This is a genomic window from Chitinophaga barathri (assembly GCF_003807585.1).
Classification (GTDB): Bacteria; Bacteroidota; Bacteroidia; order Chitinophagales; family Chitinophagaceae; genus Chitinophaga; species Chitinophaga barathri.
The window spans coordinates 261,375-285,863 of sequence record NZ_RMBX01000004.1 but is presented as its reverse complement, the minus strand read 5'-3'; the positions used below and the strand labels follow the sequence as shown (position 1 = coordinate 285,863).

Genomic DNA, 24,489 nt, shown 5'->3' with positions numbered 1-24,489 from the left:
ACAAAAGAAACGAATATGAATCCGAAACACGTGGCCCTCATTTCTGCTGAGCTGAACATCTCGATGAAGCAGGCTGAGAATACCATGAGCTTACTGGCAGAAGGCTCCACCGTACCCTTTATCAGCCGTTACCGGAAGGAGCATACCGGCAGCCTGGACGAGGTGCAGATAGGCAAAGTGGAAGACCTGGGCAAACGCTACCAGGAAGTGGACGACCGCCGGGCATTCATCATCAAGACCATTACGGAACAGGGCAAAATGACCGATGAGCTGCTCGGCAAGCTGGAAACCAGCTGGGTGCTCACCGAACTGGAGGATATGTACCTTCCCTATAAGCCGAAACGCAAGACCCGCGCCATGGCCGCCATCGAAAAAGGCCTTGAGCCATTGGCGGACCTCCTCATGGCACAGGCATCCGGTGAAATAGACGAAGCCGCCAAAACCTTTATCAATGAACAGGTAGCCTCTTCGGACGAAGCCCTGAAAGGCGCGCGGGACATCATCGCCGAAAGGATCAACGAAAACGCCGAGCTGCGCGATAAACTCCGCAAACTCTTCATTCATACCGCACAGTTCAGTTCCAAAGTGATAGAAGGAAAAGAAACCGAAGGCGTGAAATACAAAGACTACTTCGATTTTAAGGAAGAACTGCATACCATCCCCTCCCACCGCGTGCTGGCCATCCTCCGCGCCGAGGCGGAAGGCATCCTCTTCGGAAATATTTCTCCCGATGAAGAAGAAGCGCAGGGTATCATCACCAAACAGTTTGTAACCGGCAGCGGCCCCGCCAGCCAGCAGGTTGAAAAAGCGTCCGCGGATGCGTACAAACGCCTGCTGCGCCCTTCACTAGAAAACGAAAGCCGCGCCGCCGCCAAAGAAAAAGCAGATACCGAAGCCATCGACGTATTTGCTGAAAACCTCCGCCAGCTGCTGCTTGCGGCCCCGCTCGGCCCCAAAGCCGTGATCGCGGTGGACCCGGGGTACCGTACCGGCTGCAAAACCGTTGCGCTGGACAACCAGGGTAATATGCTCGCGCACGACGTGATGTTCCCCCTCGAAAAAAACTACAAAGCACAGGACGCCGAGCACCTGCTCCGCAACTGGGTGAATAAATACGAGATCCAGGCCATCGCCGTGGGTAATGGCACCGCGGGCCGCGAGACGGAAGACTTCATCAAAAAGATCGACTTCGGTAAAAAAGTGAACGTGTTCATGGTGAACGAAAGCGGCGCCTCCGTGTACTCCGCTTCCGAAGTGGCGCGCGAAGAATTCCCGAACGAAGACGTGACCGTACGCGGTTCCGTATCCATCGGCCGCCGACTGATAGACCCGCTGGCAGAGCTCGTGAAGATCGACCCCAAAGCCATCGGCGTGGGACAGTACCAGCACGACGTGAACCAGAGCCACCTGAAACAAAGCCTGGACCGCGTAGTGGTAAGCTGCGTGAACAATGTGGGCGTGAACCTCAACACCGCTTCCAAACACCTGCTGGCGTACGTTTCCGGCCTCGGCCCTTCCCTCGCGGACAACATCGTGAAGTACCGCAAGGAAAACGGCGCGTTCAAAAACCGCCAGGAACTGAAAAAAGTAAGCCGCCTGGGCGATAAAGCATTTGAACAGTGCGCGGGCTTCCTCCGCATCGAGAACGGCGACAACCCGCTGGACAACTCAGCGGTGCACCCCGAACGTTACCCCGTGGTAGAAGCCATTGCGGCGGGGCAGAAATGCACCGTATCAGAACTGATCGGCCGCAACGAACTGCGCAAACAGGTGAACGTAAAAGAATACATCAGCGAAGAAGTGGGCCAGCTCACACTGGAAGACATCCTCAAGGAACTTTCCAAACCCAGCCGCGACCCCCGCGACGAGATCGCCATCTTTGAATACGCCGAAGGCATCAAATCCATGGAAGACGTACACCCCGGCATGACGCTGCCCGGCGTGGTAACAAACATCACCGCATTCGGCGCCTTCGTGGACATCGGCGTGAAACAGGACGGCCTGGTGCATATCTCACACCTCTCGAACAAGTTCATCAGCAACCCGAACGAAGCCGTGAAACTGAACCAGAAAGTAACGGTGACCGTATTGGAAGTGGACATCGAGCGCAAACGTATTTCATTGTCCATGAAAGATAATGAACCCGTTACCGGCGGCGGTGGCGGCGGACAGCGTAAAGAACGCAAGGAGAACAAACCCGCCAAAGAAGCGCCGCTGAATGACTTCCAGGCAAAACTGCTGGCGTTGAAATCGAAATTCAAGTAGACACTACCAATACAACATAAAAAGGCCCCGGTATATCACCGGGGCCTTTTTTTTAACAGCCCGTAAGGCTGTTGTTACAATGCTCCCACAGTATATGACTAATTCTTAAGATTGCTGTTCCTGTCTTCCTGCTCCTGCGGTATGGGCAGGAATTCGCTTTGCCCGGTGATAAAGCCCGGTAATACAGTGGCCGCCTGGCCGGTGCGCAGCAGGTCATTAAACCTTTCGCCCCACCACTCGCATATCAGTTCCGCGCGGCGTTCGTCCAGCACCTGCTGTATGGTGACGCCATTGATCGGTAACAGTTTCGCGCGGACGCGCACTTCGTTAAAAGGAATATCGCCGCTCTGCCCTTTGCGGACTTTGGCTTCCGCGTTCATCAGCAGCGCTTCCGCATAACGGAATACACGGATGTTATTATTGGCGCCGTAATAATCCACACGGTCCACAGTCATCTGGTTTTTTGGATAATACGACTTGCCGTTAAAATATTTTTTCAGCCCCGCGTTCCCTGACACCTGGTCACCATCCGGCGTAACGGCGGTAGTGCCGGGTACACCGTTCACCCCGCAACGGAGGATGGTCGTTCTCATCCTCAATGTATCCTGGCGTGCAGTCAGGAAGTCCACCGCTTTTTGGGAGGGCACCATCCAGCCGGCGCCGGATATGGGCATACCGTAGGTATTTTCAGGTCCCTGGAAAAGGAAGAAATTACCCCACAGTTCGTTTGCACCGCCGGAGGTAACGATATCGCCGGTGGCATTGCCGAAGTCTGAATATTGAAACTCCAGGATCGCTTCATTGGAGAGTTTTCCCGGTTTTTTCCAGAGCTGGTAATAATCGGGGAACAGGTTGAACTTGCCGCTGGTGGTGATCTGGTTCGTGCAATCCAGCACCACGTCCCACATCGGGCTTCCGTTGTTGTTGCCGGCCAGGTCCATCGCGGCTTTTGCTTTCAGCATCAGCGCGGTGTATTTGGTTACGCCGCCCACATGAGCCGCCTGGTTCGGGCGGGCGTCTTCGAGGTTTGCGATGCAATAATCCATTTCTTCCATCACATGCGCCAATACATCCGCGCGGGACGTCTTGGTGGCGTTGCTCAATGCGTTCGGGTCATTGCTTTCTATACCGAGCACCGGCACATCGCCCCAGTACCTGCTGGCCCAGTAATGCCCGAGCGCCCTGAAAAACCGCACTTCCGCCTCGTATTGCGCGTGCAGCTTCTGGTTGGCTGCATCGCCGGAACCGATACGCTGGCCAAACTGGTCCAGCTCTTCGAGCGCGCTGTTTGCCGCCAGCACTACGCCGTAAATGCTGATCCACATATCATTGATCCCCCAGTAACTTTTTACGGTCACGTTATTCTGGTAATTGTGGATGGCGATCTGCCCCGCGTCATCATTCCCCGTTTCTATTTCATCGCCGCGCACGCTGCGGATGGTAACGCTGATCCATTTTGCAAACGTGCCGCTGGCGGCAGTCCTGTACACGCCCGATACAGGCTGGTACATCAGGGAGGTGTTTGCGTAATCAATTTCGGTTGCCTGCGCCCTGTTTTCCAAGGGGCGGTCCAGGAATTTGGAGCAACCGGTCAGCATGGCAATCACCATTACCAATGCCGCTATTTGCTTATTTATTTTCATAACGAATTTTTTGTGTTAGTGATAACCCTTTCATTAAAAACTGGCTCTTACGCCAAAGCTGTACGTGGCCGATACGGGATATACGTTCATGTCGTAACCCGGGCCTGTGATCTCAGGCGTAAAACCGTTGTATTTGGTGAAAATAAAAGGCCGGTCCGCTGTGAGATATAAACGTATGTTCGATGGCGCGCTGGATCTGCCCACGTTGAAAGTATATCCCAGTTGTATGTTCTGTACGCGCAGGTAAGAACCGTTTTCCACAAAGAAGGAACTGCCCACCTTAAACCAACCGTCCGCAATGGCGCGGGCCGACGGATAAGAATTGGTAGAGCCCGCCCCGTTCCACATATTGCTGGCAAACTCTTCATCTATGTTCAGCGAGTTGGATGCTTTGTATAATTTACCCCGGTTCAGGTTCAGTATTTTGTTGCCCGCCGATCCCTGGAAAGCGATGCTGAAATCGAAGTTTTTATAATCCAGGCCCAGGTTGAACCCGTAGGTGACCTTCGGCAGGTAACTACCTATGTTCACACGGTCGGCATTGTCCAGGATGCCGTTGCCGTCCTGGTCTTTATACTTCAGCCAGCCCGGTTGTATCTTGGACAGTGCCGTTGCATTGTAATTGGAGGCCACGGGGTCTTTGGCGATCTCGTCCGCCGACTGGTACACGCCTTCCATTTCATAGCCGTAGAAATACCGGAGCGACTGCCCTACTTCTATCTTGTTCGGGAACTCGGCCACAAAGGGGAACACCCCGCTCATCAGGCTGGGCAGCGAGCCCAGGTCCGTCACTTCGTTTTTCAGGGTGGAAAAGTTGCCGCCGATCTGGTAATGCAGGTCCCCTATTTTATCGTCCCAGCTCAGTGCCACGTCAAAACCGCTATTCACCATCTCGGCCCAGTTGCCGTAAATGCTGACGTAGGTAAACCCGAAGGGCCTGTCAAATGCAGCATCCGTTGTTTTACGGGTGTAATAGTCCACGGAACCTTTCAGTCTTCTGCCGATCATTTCAAAGTCCACACCGGCGTCCCATTCCGTCACTACTTCCCAGGTAACATCCGTAAAGAACCTGTTCACCGTATAGCCGGGTATATATTCACCGTTTGCAATGGCGCCGCTGCCGAAAATGGCCGAGTTCGCACTTCCTGTGTTCACGATGGCATACCCGGCATTGGCGTTCACGCCGTCGTTACCCAGTTTGCCCCAGCTGCCGCGCAGCTTCAGGAAGTCGAACACCCGCTGGCCTTTCATAAAATTCTCACCGGTGACTACCCAGCCCAGGCCCACGGAGGGGAAATAACCCCATTTGGTCTGGTATTTGGAGCTGCCGTCCGCGCGGAAAGTGGCGGTGAGCAGGTATTTGTTGTCATAGTCGTAAGTGCCGCGTGTAAAGTAGGACATGCCCGCATTACGAAATCCGTCTTCATTGTACCCGTTCTGATCCCTCGTTCCCTGGCCAACGTACCAGGATTCTTCCACCAGCGGTACATTGTTCGCAGACACCCAGGTCTGCCTCCAGCGTTCCTCACGTGTGGACTGGCCCAGCAGCAGGGACCAGTGGTGTTTCCCCGCTCCGTCGCGGTAGGTGAGCAGGTTATCCAGGATGTAATTGGTATTACGTTCCTGTGTGGACCTTAAATTGGAAACAGTAACGCTGGTGCCCGGGCCCAGGTTGCGCTCGGGGCTGTATTGGGTGCGCAGGCTGGAGGAATACAGCTGGCTGATCTGGGAACGGAAGGTGAGTTTGTCTTTCCAGAAACTGGCTTCCGCATATAGCGTAGGCAGTACCTGGAATTGTTTCAGTTTGTTGTAATTGTAATAGGCGGAAGCCACCGGGTTTGCATCTTCGCGGCCAATGGTGGCGGCAGAGGCGAATTTTACCGGGAATGCGTTCACGTTCTGCTCGTCATACACCGGGAATAACGGCGTGGCGGAAAACGCATCCGAGAACGCCTCGGCGTTCGGTACAAATGTCGTAGAGTTGGTGATATAGGTGGTAAAGCCCACTTTCAGCCAGGGGAATGCTTTCGCTTCCAGCTGGAACCTGGCGTTATATCTTTCAAAACTGTTCTTGGCATCCTGGATACCGTTCTGGTAGGTGTAATTGAGCCCTACCGAATAAGTAACCCGCTCGCTGCCGCCCTGGAGGTCTATACCGTGATTGGTGATCAGGGCCTGCTTTCGCAGCAGCTCGTCGTACCAGTCCGTGCTGGTGGTGGGGTTCAGACCGCTGCCGCCGAATCTTTCGGAGGAGAGCCTTACCGTCGTGCTGTCCTGCGTGGTGCCCCGCTGCAGCGAAAAATTAGTGTATTGTTTCCCGTCGGCCATTTTCAGCACGTTCACGGGCACCTGTATGCCCACATACCCGTTGTAGGTCACGCGGGTCTTCATGTTCAGCTTCCCTTTTTTGGTGGTGATGAGCACCACGCCGTTTGCCGCACGCACACCATAGATGGCGGCGCCGGAAGCATCTTTCAGGATGGACATGTCCGCAATATCGGCGGCGTTCAGGAAACTGATATCGTTGACGAACATCCCGTCCACTACATACAGGGGAGATTCGTTGTTAAACGAGCCTACGCCCCTTACGCGCACGCTCGGCGGACTGCCGGGCGCACCGTTCCCGATGATCTGCACCCCGGGCACGCTGCCCTGGAGGGCGTCCATGGGGGTGGACGTGGTGCGTTTCATCATGTTTTCCGTGTTCACGGTGGTAATGGGCGCCGTGAGGTCTCCCTTTCGCTGGGTACCGTACCCGATCACCACCACCTGTTCCAGGGTAGCCCCGTCAGCTATATCCAGCGTAATCTCCACATTGTCCGACACGGCAACGGCCTGCCGGTTGTACCCGATCACTGATATCACCAACGAATCCGCGGAGGCGGGCACTGAAATGGTAAATGTGCCCGCTTCGGAAGAGATGGCGCCGATGCCGGGCGTGTTTTTTACAGTGATGGTGGCGCCGGGGACCGGGAGGCCCTGGGCGTCCTGCACCTTGCCTTTCACAGACCTTTGGGCCTGGGCGGATGCAAAAGTCCCTGTTAAGAGAATAGCGATAATAAAGCAGAATGATAAATAATACTTCATACGTGGCAATTTAAATTCAGGTTATAGTAGCGGTTAGTCAAACTGTAGTTCAAAATTAACGACCTTCTTACCCGGAGCGCTTAATTTCACTACATCATTTCCACATCAAAAATTTCTAAGTGCCTATTTTTCAGTAAATTCAAATTACTTCATCACCTCATCTAAGTAGGAAATTCCTGTATATGAGAACTTTAGTCCTCCTGCTGACACTCTTCAGTCTCCCCGCCCGGTCACAGAATACTTTGGGGACGCCTTTTGTCGTGAATTACCACAAGGCCTTATTTAATGGCGGCAGCCGTACCTGGGATATCAAACAGGATAACAAAGGGATCATGTATTTCGCAAACGATGAGGGACTGGTGACTTTCAACGGCAGTTTCTGGAAACTGTTCCCGCTGCCCAATAAAACGGTGCTGCGGTCTGTCTATATCGGCCCAAACGACCGGATCTACGCTGGCGGACAGGATGAGATCGGGTATTTTGAAGCGGGCGGTCATAACACGCTACATTATACCTCTCTCAAAAAACTCATTCCCAGGCAGTACCAGGATTTTGCAGACGTGTGGAATACCATTGTTCATGAAAAATCTGTCTTTTTCCGGGTGTCCGACCGGATCTTTAAGCTGGACAACAACCGCATCGCGGTATTTAAGCCCGCCAGGGAATGGTCCTTTCTCGGGAAGGCCGGGAACCGCCTCTTTGCGCAGGACGCCGGCAGCGGCCTGCTGGAGTATAAAAACGACCGCTGGATGCCGCTGGTAAATGGCAGTTTGCTGCAGGACCTGACCGTAACTGCTGTGTTTCCATCAGGGAAGGAAAACTATCGCATTGAGACGCTTAATAATGTTTCATTTTGGTTGCACCAGGATTCCGTTGTCAGTATCCAGGGTATCCCGCAGGAATATATATACACCCCATCGTTTGCCAGGCTGAGCGACAGCGCCTTTGTAACCGCTACCGCCCTGGAAGGCTGCCTCGTGCGCGATGCCTGCCACCGCCTGATCCAGCGGATATCTGTCGCGGAGGGCCTACAAAATAACAATGCTACAGCCGTCTTTGTTGACAGGGACCAAAATATCTGGGCCGGCGTGGACAATGCCATCGCCTTTATCAATTACAGCTCGCCGATCCGGTTCCTCCGGCCGGACAGGGTGAACGACGTGATCGGTTACTCCACCCTCATTTACAACGATCACCTGTACCTCTCCACCTCCAACGGCGTATATGCCGCACCACTGGCCGGCAGCGGGGGCGACCTGAGCAGCCAGAAAAGCCTGTTCTCCCTCATAAAAGGCAGCGACCGCGGCGAAGCCTGGCAGCTGGAAGAGATCAACGGGCAATTATTGTCCACCCACAACACCGGCACGTTTGTGATCCGGGGCCGGGAAGCGTTCCCCATCTCGCAGGGCATGGGCTCCTGGAAATTCCTGCCACTCACATCCGTATATCCCATACAAAATATTCTTGTGGGCGGTTACTGGGGCATAGACCTGTTGCATTTCAGGGAAGGCCGGTTCGAAAACGCGGGCCGGCTGAAAGGCACTTCGGACTCTTACCGCTTCCTGACCATCGACGAAAACGGGGATATATGGTCCTCACACCCGTACCGGGGCATATACCGGCTGCAGGTATCACCGGACAGCCTGCGGTATACCGCCCGTTTTTTTTCCGCGGCCAGCGGCCTGCCCTCCGCGTTCAACAATTATGTATTCAAAATAAAAAACCGCGTGGTGTTCCCCACGGAATCCGGCGTGTATGAGTTTGACGCGGCGGCAGGAAGGTTTATCCCTTCGGATTTTTTATCCGTCTTTGCGGGCATGGCATTGCGGTATATGAAAGAAGACCCGGAAGGCAACATATGGTTTTGCAGCGGCAGGAAGGTGGGCCTCGCGCGTTTTTCCGCTATGGATACTTCAAAGAGCCCCTACTCCCTCACGTTTTTCCCGGAGCTGGAAGCGCATATGCTCTCGAAGTTCGACAACATCTACCCTTATAACCCGGAGAACATCTTTATCGGCTCGGAAAAAGGGGCCATCCACATCAATTATAAAAAATACGTGTCGCAGGAACGGGCGCTGACCATTTTCCTGAATGAAGCCAAAGCCATCGGGAAAAAAGACAGCCTGCTGTCCGGCGGTTTCTTTTACCGGAACGCACAGGGCGGTTATTCCCAACAGCAGGATGAGATCCATTCGCTGCCCCCCGGCTTCAACGCTTTTCATTTTGAATACAGCGTGCCCGCCTATGGATTTACCAACGACATTGAATACAGCTACCGGCTGGAAGGATATGAAAAAGAATGGTCTTCCTGGAGCAGCAAAACGGCCAAGGACTATACCAACCTGCCGGACGGCCGGTACACCTTCAGGGTGAAGGCGCGGGACAACCTGCACAATGCCTCCGAAGAGCTGGCTTATGCCTTTACCATTCACCCTCCCTGGTACAAAACCACCTGGGCCATGCTGGCTTATCTTGCCCTTACCATCCTGGCCGTATACCTGCTGGGTGCCTGGCACAAACAGATCCTGCAGCGGCAGCAGAAAAAATTCGATGAAAAGAAAAAACAGCTGGAATACATTCACCAGCTGGAGCGGGAGAAAAATGAAAAGGAGATCATCCAGCTGCAGAATGAAAAACTGGCGGGTGAAGTAGCCCTTAAAAACAAGGAACTGGCCAGCGCGACCATGCAGCTGGCGGGCAATACGGATACTTTAAGCAAACTGAAAGACCAGGTATTTAAACTGAATCATTCCGCCGGCGGGGAAACCGAAATGAAAAAACTCATCTCCCTGGTGAAAGGCGCGGAAGAAAGCAATGCCAACTGGGATAAGTTCGCCGAGCACTTTGATGAAGTGAACAACGACCTGCTGGGCAAACTGAAAAAAGAATTCCCGGACCTGTCCCGGAGCGATCTGAAAATGTGCGCGTACCTGCGGCTGAACTTCTCGTCCAAACAAATATCCCAACTGCATAATATTTCCGTGAGGGGCGTGGAAATACACCGTTACCGGATCCGTAAAAAACTGGGCTTAAAAACGGGGCAGTCCCTCAGTACTTTCCTGGGGAACCTTTGACTTGCCGGCGGCTTACTCTTCGAACTTCATCATCCAGGTGAGCAGCTTTTCGGGATAAGCCGCGTCTCCTTTTTCGCCGTAGAGCTTCACCGCTTTGTTCCGCGCGATGCCGATATAGATCACATCCTTTTTCATGTCGATGGCGATGGCCGCTTCTTCCACCGAACAGTTGTGCGGTTTGCAGCCTTCGTTGAACAACACGCCGGACTCCACCTCTACCGGCGGCGTCACTTTATACCGCGCGATAAAATCCGCTTCTTCCGCGCCGAGCATTTCCTTCAGGCGTGCGCGGAGAGGCTTCTGCTCCAGCAGTTTGATATCCGCGGCGTATTTGCCGTTGTATTTTTCAAAAGCCTTCCAGGATTCGATGAGCGAAGGCATCACCGTCGTGTCCGTGATATGGATCATGGTGTCCGTCGGGATCATGGACACGGAATCGGGCCGGTGATGTTTCTTCGCGGAGCCGGTGGGGCGCTGGCAGGCCAGCGCCAGCAGGCAGCATACGGCGGCGAGCCTGATCATAAGGAGGACTTAAGGTTAAACTCATACACGGGATCCTGCGGGGTGCAGGGCGGTACATGATACACGGGGTTGATGAGCCCGTCTTTCAGGCCGTATACCCAGCCGTGCAGGTGCGGGCGTTTTTCATCGGCCCAGGCCTGCTGTACGGTGATGGTTTTGGCAAGGTTGTTCACCTGTTCTATCACGTTCAGCTCGGTGAGGCGGTCCACCTGGGCATCGTGGCTGCCCAGCGCGTCTATCTCGTCCTTATGCAGGCGGTATACGTCTTTGATATGTTTGAGCCAGGGATTGATGATGCCATAGTTCGTCTGCGTCATGGAAGCCCTTACGCCGCCGCAGCCGTAGTGGCCCACTACCAGGATGTGCTCCACGCCGAGCACTTTCACGGCGTATTCCAGCACGGTGAGCAGGTTCATATCCGTATGGATCACCATATTCGCCACATTGCGATGTACAAAGATCTCTCCCGGCTGGGTATTGGTGATCTCATTGGCGGGCACCCGGCTGTCCGAACAGCCGATCCAGAGGAACTTGGGGGCCTGCTGGTCCTGCAGGCGTTTAAAAAAGTCCTTGTCGCGCGCTACCTGTTCGGCGGCCCATTCTTTGTTGTTCGCCAGCAGTTGTTCGAATAGATTATTCATTGACTCAAAATTTTTATCGGTTATTTACCTGTAAATACCGGCTCTCTTTTTTCGATGAAGGCGTTCATGCCTTCTTTCTGATCATCGGAGGCAAAGAGCAGGTAAAAGTTTTTTCTTTCAAAATGCAGCCCTTCGTCCAGCGTACTATCAAAGGCGCGCAACACGGATTCCTTTGCCATCTTCACGGCCAGCGGGCTTTGTTTCGCCACTTCAGCCGCGAGACGGAACGCTTCTTCCAGGTACAGGTCCACCGGTACGATCCGGTTGATCAGCCCTGATTTCAGTGCTTCTTCCGCGGATATAAATTTCCCTGTGAGCACCATTTCCATAGCGAGGGCTTTGCCTACCGCGCGGGTGAGCCGCTGTGTGCCGCCGGCGCCGGGCATCACCCCTATTTTGATCTCCGGTTGCCCGAACTTCGCCGTTTCCGCGGCCACGATCATATCGCAGAGCATGGCCAGCTCGCAGCCGCCGCCCAGGGCAAAACCGCTGACAGCGGCGATGAGGGGCTTTTTGATCTTTTTGATCGCGTCCCAGGTCGCAAACTGATCGATATTATACATATCCATGGCCGTGAGACCCGCCATCTGCCGGATGTCCGCACCCGCCGCAAAAGCTTTTTCATTCCCGCTGATCACGATCACCCGCACCTGCTCATCGGCGTCCAGCTCACGGAGCGCATCCCTCAATTCCTGCATCAGCTGGAGGTTCAGGGCGTTCAGCTCTTTGGGCCTGTTCAGCTGAATATGCGCCACAAAAGGCCGTACCTGCGGCTGCACGATAATGAATCCGGTCATGGTGTATGATTTTGGTGGTTACGAGAAAGCGAAAATAAGAAAAATGGAGATAAACCCGACCATGATCGTACCCAGCGCATACGCCGCCAGGATGCCCAGCGACCGGAGCAGGGCTGTGCCGGTACTCACCTGGTAAGCGTTCCGTACGGCGAACACAAAATACAGGAACACCGGGATCATCATCCAGCCGAAGAGCGTTTCCGAATGCAGCAGCGTATTGAGGAGCATCCCCAGGATGCCGAACATAAAAATGAAGGTGTGAAAGTGAATGGAGAAGATAGCATGATCCGCATACACCCATGACTTCCGGCGGAAGAACCATTTCAGGAGCAGGGCGAAGAACGGCAGCAGGAGGAACATCAGTTTGGGAAAACTGTACAGTACCTTATCCGCAAAGGCCTTCCCCATGTTTGTGCCGTATTTGTCGCGCATTTCCAGGGTGCGGGTCTGTATTTTGCGTTCCCACCAGTCTTCACGCATTTGCGGCGGCATGGACTGCTGGATGGAATCGTACAGGTGCGCGGCATTGCGGATGGTATCCGTGCCCATCACCCTGAGCACCTGGATCCTGTTGCGCGTGGAAGCGGTATCCGCGGGGGCTACCCTGCCCTGCCGGAGTGCATCCTGCAAACTGTCCGCCTGCATGAGCATCGCTTCGAACTCCTTCTGCTGTTTGGCCTGTACCTCCCGTTCGTAGGGATTATCACGATTGCCCGTCATGCCCAGGATGAGGAAAAATACAAACGACGTGAAGACGTACAACCGGATGGGATTGATGTAGGCCATCCGTTTGCCGTTGATGTATTCTTTTGTAAGCAGCCCGGGATAAAAGAACAGGAACTTGAGGGAAGTGAGGAATTTAGAATCGTAATGTGTGATATCCTGGAAAAAATGGCTCACCAGGTGCCTGAAGGATTCTTTGGTCTGCACGTTTTCCTGCCCGCAATAGCTGCAAAAACGGACCTGTACTTCCTGGCCGCAGTTGAGACATGTTTTGTCCTTTCTCAGGTGCTGTGTACTCAAAGCTATAATCCGGGTTTAGGATAATGAACGATTCAGATCTTGACATCCATCAACTATGCTATCGCGAAAATAAGCAACAGGAACAACAAAGCGACAATCAGGGTACCCAGCGCATAACAGATCAATATGAGCACAGAATCCAGCAGGGCGATGCCGAACGATACGGCATAGGTATTGCGCAATGCGAACACAAAATAAATATACACCGGTATCATGAACCAGGCATAGACACTATCGCTGTGCAGCAGGAGGTTCAGCAGCACGGCGATGATACCGGTCATAAAAATGAAGGTATGCATGTGTATGGCGAAGATGGCATGATCCGCGTAATAATGGGCTTTCCTGAAATAGAACCATTTGAGCAGCAGCGCGAAGAACGGCAGCAGCAGGAACATGAGCTTGGGATAGTTGTGCGCCATCTTGTCGCGGATCACGTCCTGTACATTTTCCCCGTATTTGTCCTGCATTTCATAATAGCGGTGGAGGAAATTGCGGAGGATAAAACCATGTTTTTCATTTTCGGGCACGGCGGCCTGCAGGGAATCGTATCGGGCAGTGGCGCGGCCGGTGGTATCATGAGAGAGCTCCCGCATCGTCCGCATCACCGCGATGGCCGCTTTGGTTTTTTCGATCTCGTCCGCCTCTACCTTTCCACTGTCCAGCGCCTGCTGCAGCCTGGTGCCGGTGGTGTCGAACACCATTCGGGTGGTAGGCTCCTTGCGGTGACGGTCGTAGGGGTTATGCCCCTCCTGTACAAAACTGAGCATGAGGAAAAACACGAACGAGGTGAACACATACAGCCGTATGGGGTTCACATAATCCATCCGGTGGCCCTGCATATACATTTTGGTGAGGTGGCCGGGGTAAAAAAAGAGGTATTTGAGCGTGAGCAGGAGTTTGGAATCGTAGTGGGTGATGTCCTGGAAAAAGTGGCTCACGAGGTGGCCGAAAGATTCCTTAGTTTCCACATTTTCCTGCCCGCAATGGCCGCAAAAACGGTCCGGCACGTCGTGGCCGCAGTTAAGGCAGTTTTTGTCTTTTCTGATATGCTGTGTTTTCAAACTGGTTCGCAGGTTTAGGACGGTTAAAGATATAGATTTATGAATTATTCTCATGCATATACGTTTTAAATTGCCCGGAACGTTAGTACTTTTGCGATCATCGAAGCCAAACATGCGTAAACTGACCACCATACTTCTCCTTTTGGCCCTGGGCACTGCCGCCCGGGCCCAGTATTATTACCAGGACGTGTACAACACCGCCCAGACGGCGGCTACCATGGCCCTGTTCAAAACCAACAAAGTGAGCTTCCAGCACGTTAAAACGCTGGATGCCAACCAGGAAACGGACAATGACTTCATCTGCATCCGCGGTACCAACGCCACTTTCCGGCAGCTGCGGGCGGTGACGCAGAGCAGCGTGAGCGGCAAATCCGTACTCACCTCCACCTTTTCCGCCTCCGGCCGCCTTACCCGCACGGTGGATAGCACGCTGAACAACATCAGCACGATGCAGTACCAGTATACCCCCGAAGGCGCCCTGGCGGAGATCCAGGCGGGCTCCAGGGGAACGGAAGACAAGTTCCGCACCTCGGAAAAACGCCGCTTTGTATATGACAGTACGGGCCGGCTGGCTCAGCTGGTGATCAAAAAAGAAGGGCTGGACAGCAGCATCGTGGTATTCAAAACAGATACCAGCGGCCGCGTAACCGAAGAAGCCGCCCCGGGCCGCCAGCGCGTGTATTACAACTACGATGCGCAGGGCCGGCTTACCGACGTGCTGCGCTACCACCCGAGCCGCAAAAGGATGCTGCCGGACTATAATTTTGAGTACGACGGCAGCGGCAGGCTGGCGCAAATGACGGTGGTGAACATTGAAACGGGGGACTACCTGGTATGGAAATACAGCTATGACGAAAAGGGATTGCCGGCGCGGGAAGACTGCTATGGTAAAGGGAAAGAGCTGCTGGGCATGGTACGATACACGTATGAATTTTTTCAATAGATAAAAAAATACTTTGCAGATTGTAAACAATTCCTATCTTTGCAATCCCAACAGAAAAAAGTTCTTATACAGTAATGCGGAAGTAGCTCATTTGGTAGAGCACGACCTTGCCAAGGTCGGGGTGGCCGGTTCGAGCCCGGTCTTCCGCTCCATTATGAAGGTTCCAAACTGTCACAAGCGGTTTGGAATTTTTGTTTAAAGTTCTTTGTGAATGTTTACAAATGTCTACATTTACAAGGCAGGATACCCGGGTGGTGGAATTGGTAGACACGCCGGACTTAAAATCCTGTGAGCTGCAAGGCTCGTACGGGTTCGACTCCCGTCCCGGGTACTGAATACCAAATAGTTATAGAGGCTTCCGTGAGGAGGCCTTTATTGTTTTCAGGAGAATTTCAAACAATTTGCAAGCAAACTTTTTGACTGAGTTTTTGCGAGAAGTAAAGAACTAGGTTTTATTAAAGTTAATCTATTCTTGCCGGTTATACTTCAAATTAATTCTACCGAACAGCGTTCCATAAAATTGCTTATCTCGATTTCCCAATTTCTTCATTCTTTATAAACCATTCTGGAGCGGGTATCTTACTAAAAGATGCGGGATATCCCCTTTGAGGCCCCCTTGCATTTAACTCTGCTAACTTCTCCAATAATTCGTCAGTATTTTCTACATCAAAGACATCTTTTACTTTCTCAAAATGCTTCCGTGAAACCAGTCTATTAAAAAACTCAAAATTGCGGCTATATTCGTCCCTATACACATACGTCCTTGGAAAATAATAGCCGCCTCTTATGCTCGCGATATAATAACATAGTAAATCCGCCTCTACTATTTGCTGCCGGGTGATTCCGGTACTCAAATGATTCATAATTATTTCGGCCTGTACGCTGAAATAATTATTGCCCTTTAATTTCTTATAATAATCATCGATGAGACGATAACTTTCATTGAAGGCTGAAAAACTTTCCGGATCATTTGATCTGCCATCTCTCGAAAGAAGATATCTTGAATGAAAGATATCAGCTAACAGATCATATTTGTTGTATTTTACAGAAATAGTAACGGTATAAAGAAAAATCTCTTCCGTAATCAAAACGAAATGTTCATATCGGTATCGCTGTGATGTATGTCCATTTGTTTCCGGTGGATCTTTGGCATGGAATAGTTTTTCAAAAAAACGAAGTACTATATCTGAATCAAACGAAATCCCACTTTTAAATAACTTCTCCAAATAGGTAACATAGTCTTGTTTCAGCAGTGAATACTACGAAAAGATATCCAATACTCTGGCACCCACAGCTTCAATTGTTTTTTCTGTTTCTTCAGGAACAACGAAATCCATCAGATTCCCAATGTACTCTTCCAGAAATTCGCCGAATGACCTTTCAACGCGACTTGGATGTTTATCAACTTGAACATCCAAAGCCCGAACCATAGTTGTCGTTCTGAAATGCATTGGGGTTTCCTCTGTCAAATAGCCTGGCGGTTGCCCTTTCTTCGGTTTGCTATGTTCAGGTCGATTATAAATATTACGAAGCAGTCTTTCATAGCTCGTCTCGAACTGTTCCTGGTTACAAAAATCTATATATATCCTGCCGTCAAGATATGCCGGCAGATAAGCTTTCCCTTCATCATTTATTTCTCTTACAAGTGGTATAAACTTTTCCTGTTTAACATTTTCATATACTTTTGGCGTAATAATAAGGGTTTCTGTTCCAACACCTCCCTTTCTTTCATCCGCACGCTTAGCATATTCCTTATCGACAACAATAAGAACTTTATCTATTTCTTCAGATGTAACCATAGTTTCCATAAAGATGTACTTATTATGGCCCTCTTTCAATTCCCACTTATCAAACTTAACTTCTACGCCATCTTGCATTAGCCTTGTTGCAAGACTGGTCACCCAATCCTGATGTTCAGGGGTCGTCCAGCTATATGAAATAAATACTGTTGCAGGAACTAAATTTTTGTACGTCATTCTAGAATTTTTTTCTATCCTTTCACACCAGATGCATTGTTCAAATTTGGTGACACGCTACGAAAATGATGAAAAAATGCAGCATTTTGACGTAAATAATTACGTCAAAATTAAATATTTCCGTATTCTCGCGTTGTCATCCGGTTTATTAGGCAAACCGGGGAACTTTATTATTTACATAAAGCGCCCCTTTTTGCTGCCGGGCTCGACGATTATCTATGCATGCCTTTTGATGGTAGAGAACTGACCTATCGGGTAGGTGCGCTAATCCGGCGCAACATGCCATTGAATTCCGACATGCCGGAAACATTTCAAATAGCGGACTTCTTACTTGACTATAGCAGGAGAAATAGTTCCATTGAATAGTATGAAATTTCATTACGGAGCAATATCTCAGTCATTGGGAAGTAATGGGGTTCATCCAGAAGTGGATCATTCCCCTACCCGCCTTTCTATTCCGCCTGCGATTACTTAAATTTGCGAGTTAAACGGAGGCCAGACCGACGATTTCCTATACCTCAGAATAATACATATGAGTTTTTTCTACAATTTCCGTATTTCAGTATGGTTGCTCGGAATGTTTTGTTTTTTAATCCCCACTCAGGCACAGGTCAGACAGCTGTACCTTGATCAGGATGCAGACCTCCGTATTCAAAAGATTGACTTCTTCTCTCCATCTACCGGTTATCTTGCCACCAATAAATGGGTCGGCTATACGGTAGACAGTGGCAAGACCTATATCAAAAAATATATTACTGCCGGCAACGTCAACTACGGATTTCATACAGTGAACCTTACTTTCGGGTTTAATATCCGCGGGGTGAAGGCTTTCAGTAAAGATACCCTGCTGGTATATGGTGATTACGGGCTGGAACCTGCTATCCTTTATTCCACGGACGGCGGAGATCAATACAAACTCGTTCAACATGGTAATCGGGTGTACACACCGCTGCCGGAAAGCAAGGGGGTGCAGGACATATGTTTTCTGCCGGACAGGGTTACCGGCTACGCCGTTTCACCGGACGGGCTGTTGAAAACAAACAATGGCGGCCTTAGCTGGTGGCTCACTTACGAGATATCCGGGCTTGATCACATCCAGCTGATAGATGCCACACACATCGTGGCCTATACGGAATCTTCCGCCGGCTTGTATTTTATTACAGATAAAGCTTCGGAATACGTCTGGAAGCTGGGGCCGGTATATGGCGGGCCAAACACCGGTGTGCATTTCTTCACACCGCAAAAAGGATTTGTGCACGCCACCAATGGCCCATCTGGCCCCCAATCGTTTTTTACCGAAGATGGCGGCGATACCTGGCGCGCGTTATCCGCTCCCCGTTACCCCTCCATATTTATAAAGGATGTCAGGTTTATGGATGCCAGTACGGCCATCGCCCTGTCTTCCGACCCCTATACCCTCTATAAGACCACAGATTCCGGCAAAGTATGGGAGCCTCTTCCAAGGAGTGGAGGATTTACGTACGCCAACTATACACACAACGACCTCCAGGTGTTTCCTTCAGGCTATATACTGGCAGGCGGCGACCACGGGCTGTTGGAGCAGGCATATAACGGCGGCGGCATGCCGGAGCCCCGCGCATTTTTTACCGTGGATACCAGCGGTTATGATATTGACAACACGGTGGACCTGGTGAACGCGTCGTCTCCGAAATATCAGTTCAGCTGGATGCTGAACGGCCGGGAAATAGCCACTTCCTACAATGCCAGCTACCAGCGGAGCAGCACCAAACAACTAACAGATACGATTACGCTGATCGTAACCAATGGGATAAAATCAGATACCGTTACACAATACGTCCATTTCACACCCCTGCTTGAAATTTATTCCGCCTGGCCGATGGAAGGCACCAAAGGCACCGAGGTGATCCTCAAAGGGCTTAACATCGGTATTGGTGTGAAGGCGGTATATTTTGGCGGCGTGCGCTCCAACGCCTGGGGAAACAATAACGCCTCTGAAGTACACGCCAGGGTAGAAGACGGAGCTTCGGGCAACATCACCCTGATCACCGAGAACGGCAAAGGCCAGGTTCCCGGATTTGTGTACCTGGAGAAACCGGAAGAAGTGCCGGTCACCCTTCTGACGCCCCTGCGCTGCAAAACAGGGCCGGTAAGCCTCACTATCCAGCGGTCCGTAACAGGTATCGTATACGAACTGGTGGACAGCCTGGAAAATGTATTTGGCAGGGCCTTGGGGCAGGGCGGCGATCTTACTTTCACGAGCTGGCCCATATCACGGAGCGGTACGTACCGTATCAGGGCGTCCATACCCAATGCCCCACACGTATCAAAAACCTTCGGTGAGATAATGATCGCTGTAGAACAGACCACTGCGGCTTTCCAGGCAAACATGCTGAATATCGCACCGGGCGAACCGGTAAAGTTCAACAGCCTTTCCCGCGATGCCGCGCATTTGCAATGGCAGTTCAACGAAGATGCCAGCATTACCGGCAGCGGCGAACGTTATCCGCCAGCCGTATCATATGCCAGCCCAGGCATGAAAACCGTAACGCTCACCGCTATTAGCCGCAACGGTTGCCGGGACACCGCTACGATGCCCGCCGTCAATATTTATGATAAAAACACCATCCCCGATGTATGTTATATCGCGCAGCCTTCTGCTGACGGCAACGTAACTACAAAGGATATGGCGACCGCGCCCGATGGCGGCTTCCTGGTAGCGGCGGAGCTCACCGGCCACACCACGCTGGGCAGCCGCTACGGTGTAACTGTTAACCTGCCGGAAGGAACCACTTCCTATGCCGGCAATTACAGCGGTGAAAGCGTGCTGAAATGGTATGTATACATGAAAGGCGGCGGCATCACCGCCACACAAACGGACCAAGACGGGAATATCTACCTCGCGGGCGCTTTCAGCGAACTGAAATATATGTACTTCATGAACGGCGATTCCGTTATGCTGAGGACAGCTATATACGGGGACATCTGGGGTTCCTATAGTTTTATCATGAAGCTCGACCCCTACGGAAAATATCTATGGCACACCGTGCTGCACGACCAGGTCAATTCGCGGTATGCACCGCACCCAAAGAAACTGGTAATCAACGGCGAAAACGTTTTCCTGACCGGCACATTCAACGGGGGATTGTTGTATTTCAATTACAAAGAATACCGCTGGCATGAGATATTTAATTACCCGTCGTACGACTATAATAACCCGGAAACCGGGACATACATCCTGAAGCTCAACAGGGACGGAGATCTTCAATGGGGCACGCATATTAAGTTCGATGACGGCAATAATATCTGCAAGCTGGAAGATATCATCTCGGATCCATCCGGCAATACTTTCCTCGGAGGCCAGTATGAATACGGGATGGAGATCTACAATGCCGGACGCGAAACATACAAATCTTTCAAACAGTCCTACCCAGGCAACTCCACGGGCTTTTTCATGAAGTATAACAGCTCCGGTAAAGCGGAATGGATAAATACCTTCAACGATAGCTCCTTCAGCAGCGGTTCCAGGATAAAAAGCGTCGTAGCCGATGCTGATTGGAAACATTTCTATCTCGCGGGAAGTACCGAAGCGAACAATTACCAAGCGGTCATCCCCCACTTCATCACCCACAGCGACGGCAGCACCATTGAAGTCAGGGACAGCACCCAGGGCTTTGCCGTATATAAGTTTGACGACAAAGGTAAATACCGCTGGCACAACGCCAGTTACGCTACTTATTACGCACGCGGCGGAACGGTAGTGCTCAAAAACCAGGAACTGCTCGTAACCGGCTTCCTCGCGCTGAACGGAATTGCTGATACGACATTCAGGCTCACCTCCAGGGACGGGAACCACAAAGAGGTACGCCTGATGGATTCCGAGTTTTTTGTAGCGCGTTACGACACCGCCGGTGTATTAAAAAAGATCAGCAAAAGCGGCAGGAGTATGGACCTTTGGCACGTACCGGATCACTTCCTGAATGCGGGAGAAAATAACTTCCTTTTCGGCGGCTCCGTGCGCATGTATTACGAAGGGCCCACCAGTATGTTTAATATGCCGGTGAATAATCCAGGTAATGTGTTCATGAAAACGAACCTTGATTTCTGTATGGATGAGCAGCCTCCAGTGGCTGACGCAGGTATGGATACAGCCGCCTGCCCTGGTACAACCGTACGTATCGGCACAGCGCAGGCCACGCCCGGCTACCGCTATTACTGGACCTCCATCCCCACTGGATTCGTTTCCCGCGAACCCAACCCACTGGTAAGTCCATCCAGGCCCACCATGTACTATCTCACCGTTACCGCGGGCAATGGCGTTACCGCCGGCGATTCTGTGCTCGTGCGGCTGAAAGGCATGCCATTCCTCGGGCCGGATACCACCATATGCCCTGGAGAGCCGCTTACCATCGGCGTTGCGGACGAAGGCGGGACTTACGAATGGAGCACCAATGGCAGCGCCTTTATAACAGGCCCTTCAAAACTATCCATCAGTATCCCGGATACAACACAGTACATCATAAAGGCCATCAACGCCGGAAGTTGCACTGGTACCCGGTACGATACCCTGCAGGTAAATATCAAATCACCGCTGCCTCCATCTGTGACACTTGCCATACCGGATACGCTCATTTGCCAGGGGCGCAACGGCGTTTTCAGGGCTACACCGGCGAATACAGGTATTGCCCCGAAATATAAATGGATACGGAATGGCATGCCAACTCCACCGAGAGACGAAACCGACGAATTCTATCATATCTATAATATGACGGATTCCGTAGAGCGGGTAAAGGTAAGAATGACCACCACCAATGGATGCGGAGACACGGTAACCGTAGAAAGCAACGAGATCACCCTTCGTTTGATAAAAGAAATAACGCCCTCAGTAACGATAGCTGTATCAGACACCGGCGTTTGTCAGGGTGCTTACATCTCATTCAGCGCAAACATCAGAAATGAAGGCACTAATACGAGATACGATTGGAAAGTGAATGGTGTTTCGAAAACCTGGCTGAGCAACTTTGAAATGCAGGCCCACAATAACGATGTAGTAACCCTTACCGTCACAACACAGGGATACTGCAATACACTTACACTCTTTAGCGACACCATTGTGGTAAAGGCGAACGACTTCCAGGCGCCTGTAAAAATAACCGTCACAAAAGACCAGATATGTTACGGTACGCCTGTTACATTTACTGCGGTGTCCGAAAGCCCTAGAAAACCGCTGCATTACAAATGGATGCTGAGAGGGAATCAGGTGGGCGAGAACCTGCCGTACTTCACTACCAGTACGCTCAGCCCGGAAAGCGATGTATATGTGATCGTTTCCGACCAGACGCCCTGCGGCCTTAAAGTGTCTCAAAGCAACACGATCCGTGTAGCGGTAGAAGCGTTTTTCCCCGAGGTGAGCCTCTCCGTACAAGACAAGATGCTTTGTAAAGGCCAGCCTGCCATATACAACGCCACCGCCACGGAAGGCGCGCGTTCGCCAGTATTTGAGTGGAAAAAGAACGGCATCGCTGTGGGAAACAACGAAATGCAATACACCAACTCTACTCCGGCTAACGGTGATGTGGTGACCGTGGAATTCTACGATGCCGCCAGTTGCCATATGGAACGGGCCGCCAGTCAACCGGTTACCATACAGGTATTGCCGCATACTTCACCCAAGGTGACCATTTCCGGCAAAACCACGCTGTTCAGCGGAGACGCTACCGTCCTCACGGCCAGCGTAGAGCCCGGAATGGACATATATGGATATGTATGGGAGATCAGCAACGGCGGCGGATGGAATTATTTCCCCAACGAAAACCGCTCCACGTTCTCCTACCGCCCCACGGACCAGGCTTCGGTGATCAGGTGCATGGTGGCCGGCGTAGCCGCATGTCCTGCGGATTATTACAGCAACATACTGGAGTTCACACTGCTGAACGGCGACAATAGCCGCGAAGTGCAACTGTATCCCACCCCAGCCAATTCGGAAATCACTCTGAGGATCATCGGCGATGGTTCCTGGGTGAACTTTTATATTACAGATATGATCGGCAACAGAATGCTCGAAAAAAATATACAAGGCCTGAGAGGTACTATGACCATCAATATCAGCAGCCTGACCAACGGCCTATATTCGGGGAATTTTGTGGATGCAGACGGCAAAGTGACAAAGATCAAATTCACCAAATTGAAATTATAAAGGATCGGAATGCCCGGTTATGATTTTAACCGGGCATCCTCTATAATACTTCGGAATCACTTCCCGAAAGAGTTCAATCTCCCAAAGCTAGGAACAGCAGTTTTGTGCTACCTACCGGCAGGTTGATCATCATATTGAGCGGACCGTTGGTGTTCGGCCCCGGAAACACACGGTAATTGAGGCTTTATTTTTTGCCCAGCGGGATCACTGGGAAATATTAAACCTGCGTCTAGCGCAGGTTTAATATTTTATGTTAAAATAACAGTTACAACTATCTAACCGGGCTAAAAGGGCCCAATCCGCCTTTTTCATGATTGTAGTAAACAACAAAATATCCCAATACATCAACACCGATATAACAGTCCTTAATATCTTTTGGATGTACATAAAAAATAGTATCTCGATTATTTAAAGCGAGGCCTATTTTTAAAGAATCTTTGCCTGAACAATACCGAAAAATTGGCCTTGGGGGTTGAGATAGGTTATTACTAAAATCAGTTTCAATTTTTCTCTCTTTCTGGAGAATCCCATTTATGTAAATTTTAAATTCATCATCTTTACGCCCTCCGACAAAATAAAACCCTAAATCTTTCCCATCGCAATGGTTGCATGACGCTGGAAATTGAAGTAAAGTAATCAATAGAAAATATAAGAGGATATGTATTTTCATTGCATAAAGTTATAACGATATAAAATAATCTAATTTTTAGACAAAGTAAATAAGATAGAATGGTAAATAGAAATTTCAAACCTTTCCCAATTTTGACAACTGAAAGGCTCACTCTTAGACAATTAACAACTGATGACCGGCAAAATATTTTTGCATTGCGTTCCGACACAGAAATAAACAAATATCTTGACAGAGAACCAAGCAAGACAATTGAAGATGCAATAAACTTTATCAACAAGGTTAATGATAACATTCAAAAAAATAATTCCATTTATTGGGTAATTACGCTGACGAAAACAAAAACATTTGTTGGGACAATTTGTCTTTTTGACTTTTCAGGCGAAAAAAATAGCTGCGAAATCGGGTATGAGCTTATGACAAAATTCCAGAGCCAGGGAATAATGAAAGAAGCGGCAGAGGAAGTTATTGCTTATTCCTTTCAGACATTGCAGTTTCAAAAAATAGTTGCGGTTACTCACAAGGAAAATCAACATTCAATTAAACTATTGGCGAAATTTAACTTTCTTCAATCACCAGAAACAAACAAAGAAAATCCTGATTTTAATATTTTTACATTGACTCATATAAATTGATAACTCAAAGAAAAATGCA

General features: G+C 50.7%; 15 protein-coding genes and 2 tRNA genes. 7 read left to right on the top strand and 10 right to left on the bottom strand.

All coding sequences use genetic code 11. The annotated features are described in order from the left end of the window. The first annotated feature begins 15 nt into the window (after positions 1 to 15). The gene (locus tag EG028_RS09435) at positions 16 to 2,265 is read left to right on the top strand and encodes a Tex family protein (RefSeq protein ID WP_120516152.1); all 2,250 of its coding nucleotides are present in this window, start codon (positions 16 to 18) and stop codon (positions 2,263 to 2,265) included. 98 nt (positions 2,266 to 2,363) lie between these two features. Here the strand turns inward: EG028_RS09435 and EG028_RS09430 are convergent, their stop codons facing one another. Together EG028_RS09430 and EG028_RS09425 are read right to left on the bottom strand one after the other, a co-directional pair. Then, complete coding sequence (locus EG028_RS09430) at positions 2,364 to 3,908, bottom strand: RagB/SusD family nutrient uptake outer membrane protein (protein ID WP_120516153.1); 1,545 nt, start codon at positions 3,906 to 3,908, stop codon at positions 2,364 to 2,366. A gap of 33 nt (positions 3,909 to 3,941) precedes the next feature. Next, positions 3,942 to 6,995 carry a SusC/RagA family TonB-linked outer membrane protein gene (locus EG028_RS09425; protein ID WP_120516154.1) on the bottom strand — a complete coding sequence of 1,018 codons (3,054 nt, stop codon included), beginning with the start codon at positions 6,993 to 6,995 and terminating at the stop codon, positions 3,942 to 3,944. Between the two features lie 182 nt (positions 6,996 to 7,177). Here EG028_RS09425 and EG028_RS09420 point away from each other — a divergent pair, with 182 nt between their 5' ends. Beyond that, entirely contained in the window at positions 7,178 to 10,069 is a 2,892-nt protein-coding gene (locus tag EG028_RS09420; protein WP_120516155.1) for a triple tyrosine motif-containing protein, read from the top strand. A 12-nt stretch (positions 10,070 to 10,081) separates the two neighbouring features. Here EG028_RS09420 and EG028_RS09415 read toward each other — a convergent pair whose 3' ends face one another. Genes EG028_RS09415 through EG028_RS09395 form a run of 5 tightly spaced genes read right to left on the bottom strand, consistent with a single transcriptional unit; the run spans position 10,082 to position 14,113 of the window. Next, complete coding sequence (locus EG028_RS09415; protein ID WP_120516156.1) at positions 10,082 to 10,591, bottom strand: hypothetical protein; 510 nt, start codon at positions 10,589 to 10,591, stop codon at positions 10,082 to 10,084. After that, the gene (locus EG028_RS09410) at positions 10,588 to 11,232 is read right to left on the bottom strand and encodes a carbonic anhydrase (protein ID WP_120516157.1); all 645 of its coding nucleotides are present in this window, start codon (positions 11,230 to 11,232) and stop codon (positions 10,588 to 10,590) included. The genes EG028_RS09415 and EG028_RS09410 overlap by 4 nt, the downstream gene beginning before the upstream one ends. A 20-nt stretch (positions 11,233 to 11,252) precedes the next feature. Beyond that, complete coding sequence (locus tag EG028_RS09405) at positions 11,253 to 12,029, bottom strand: enoyl-CoA hydratase-related protein (RefSeq protein WP_120516158.1); 777 nt, start codon at positions 12,027 to 12,029, stop codon at positions 11,253 to 11,255. Positions 12,030 to 12,047: 18 nt separating this feature from the next. Continuing rightward, on the bottom strand, positions 12,048 to 13,052 hold the full coding sequence (locus EG028_RS09400) for a DUF3667 domain-containing protein (protein ID WP_162946404.1): 1,005 nt from the start codon (positions 13,050 to 13,052) through the stop codon (positions 12,048 to 12,050). 53 nt (positions 13,053 to 13,105) lie between these two features. Beyond that, positions 13,106 to 14,113, bottom strand: coding sequence for a DUF3667 domain-containing protein (locus EG028_RS09395; protein WP_162946406.1), 1,008 nt, complete (start codon positions 14,111 to 14,113; stop codon positions 13,106 to 13,108). A gap of 112 nt (positions 14,114 to 14,225) precedes the next feature. On the opposite strand from EG028_RS09395, the gene EG028_RS09390 reads away from it, so the two are divergent. The 3 genes from EG028_RS09390 to EG028_RS09380 all read left to right on the top strand — a co-directional run bounded on the left by EG028_RS09390 (position 14,226) and on the right by EG028_RS09380 (position 15,387). Continuing rightward, positions 14,226 to 15,056 (top strand): hypothetical protein, encoded by an 831-nt coding sequence (locus tag EG028_RS09390; RefSeq protein WP_162946408.1) that lies wholly within the window; start codon positions 14,226 to 14,228, stop codon positions 15,054 to 15,056. A gap of 76 nt (positions 15,057 to 15,132) precedes the next feature. After that, positions 15,133 to 15,208 (top strand) — tRNA-Gly (locus EG028_RS09385). Between the two features lie 93 nt (positions 15,209 to 15,301). Next, positions 15,302 to 15,387: transfer RNA gene (locus tag EG028_RS09380), tRNA-Leu, on the top strand. A gap of 193 nt (positions 15,388 to 15,580) precedes the next feature. Here EG028_RS09380 and EG028_RS09375 read toward each other — a convergent pair. After that, complete coding sequence (locus EG028_RS09375; RefSeq protein ID WP_123864613.1) at positions 15,581 to 16,282, bottom strand: hypothetical protein; 702 nt, start codon at positions 16,280 to 16,282, stop codon at positions 15,581 to 15,583. A 33-nt stretch (positions 16,283 to 16,315) separates the two neighbouring features. After that, a complete protein-coding gene (locus EG028_RS09370) occupies positions 16,316 to 17,032 on the bottom strand; it encodes an SEFIR domain-containing protein (protein ID WP_120516163.1) in 717 nt (238 codons plus the stop codon). Positions 17,033 to 17,564: 532 nt separating this feature from the next. On the opposite strand from EG028_RS09370, the gene EG028_RS09365 reads away from it, so the two are divergent. Continuing rightward, entirely contained in the window at positions 17,565 to 23,207 is a 5,643-nt protein-coding gene (locus EG028_RS09365; RefSeq protein ID WP_123864612.1) for a hypothetical protein, read from the top strand. Positions 23,208 to 23,478: 271 nt separating this feature from the next. Here the strand turns inward: EG028_RS09365 and EG028_RS09360 are convergent, their stop codons facing one another. Then, entirely contained in the window at positions 23,479 to 23,877 is a 399-nt protein-coding gene (locus EG028_RS09360; RefSeq protein WP_120516166.1) for a hypothetical protein, read from the bottom strand. 59 nt (positions 23,878 to 23,936) lie between these two features. Between EG028_RS09360 and EG028_RS09355 the strand changes: the two genes are divergently transcribed. After that, positions 23,937 to 24,470 (top strand): GNAT family N-acetyltransferase, encoded by a 534-nt coding sequence (locus tag EG028_RS09355; RefSeq protein WP_120516167.1) that lies wholly within the window; start codon positions 23,937 to 23,939, stop codon positions 24,468 to 24,470. Positions 24,471 to 24,489: the final 19 nt, after the last annotated feature.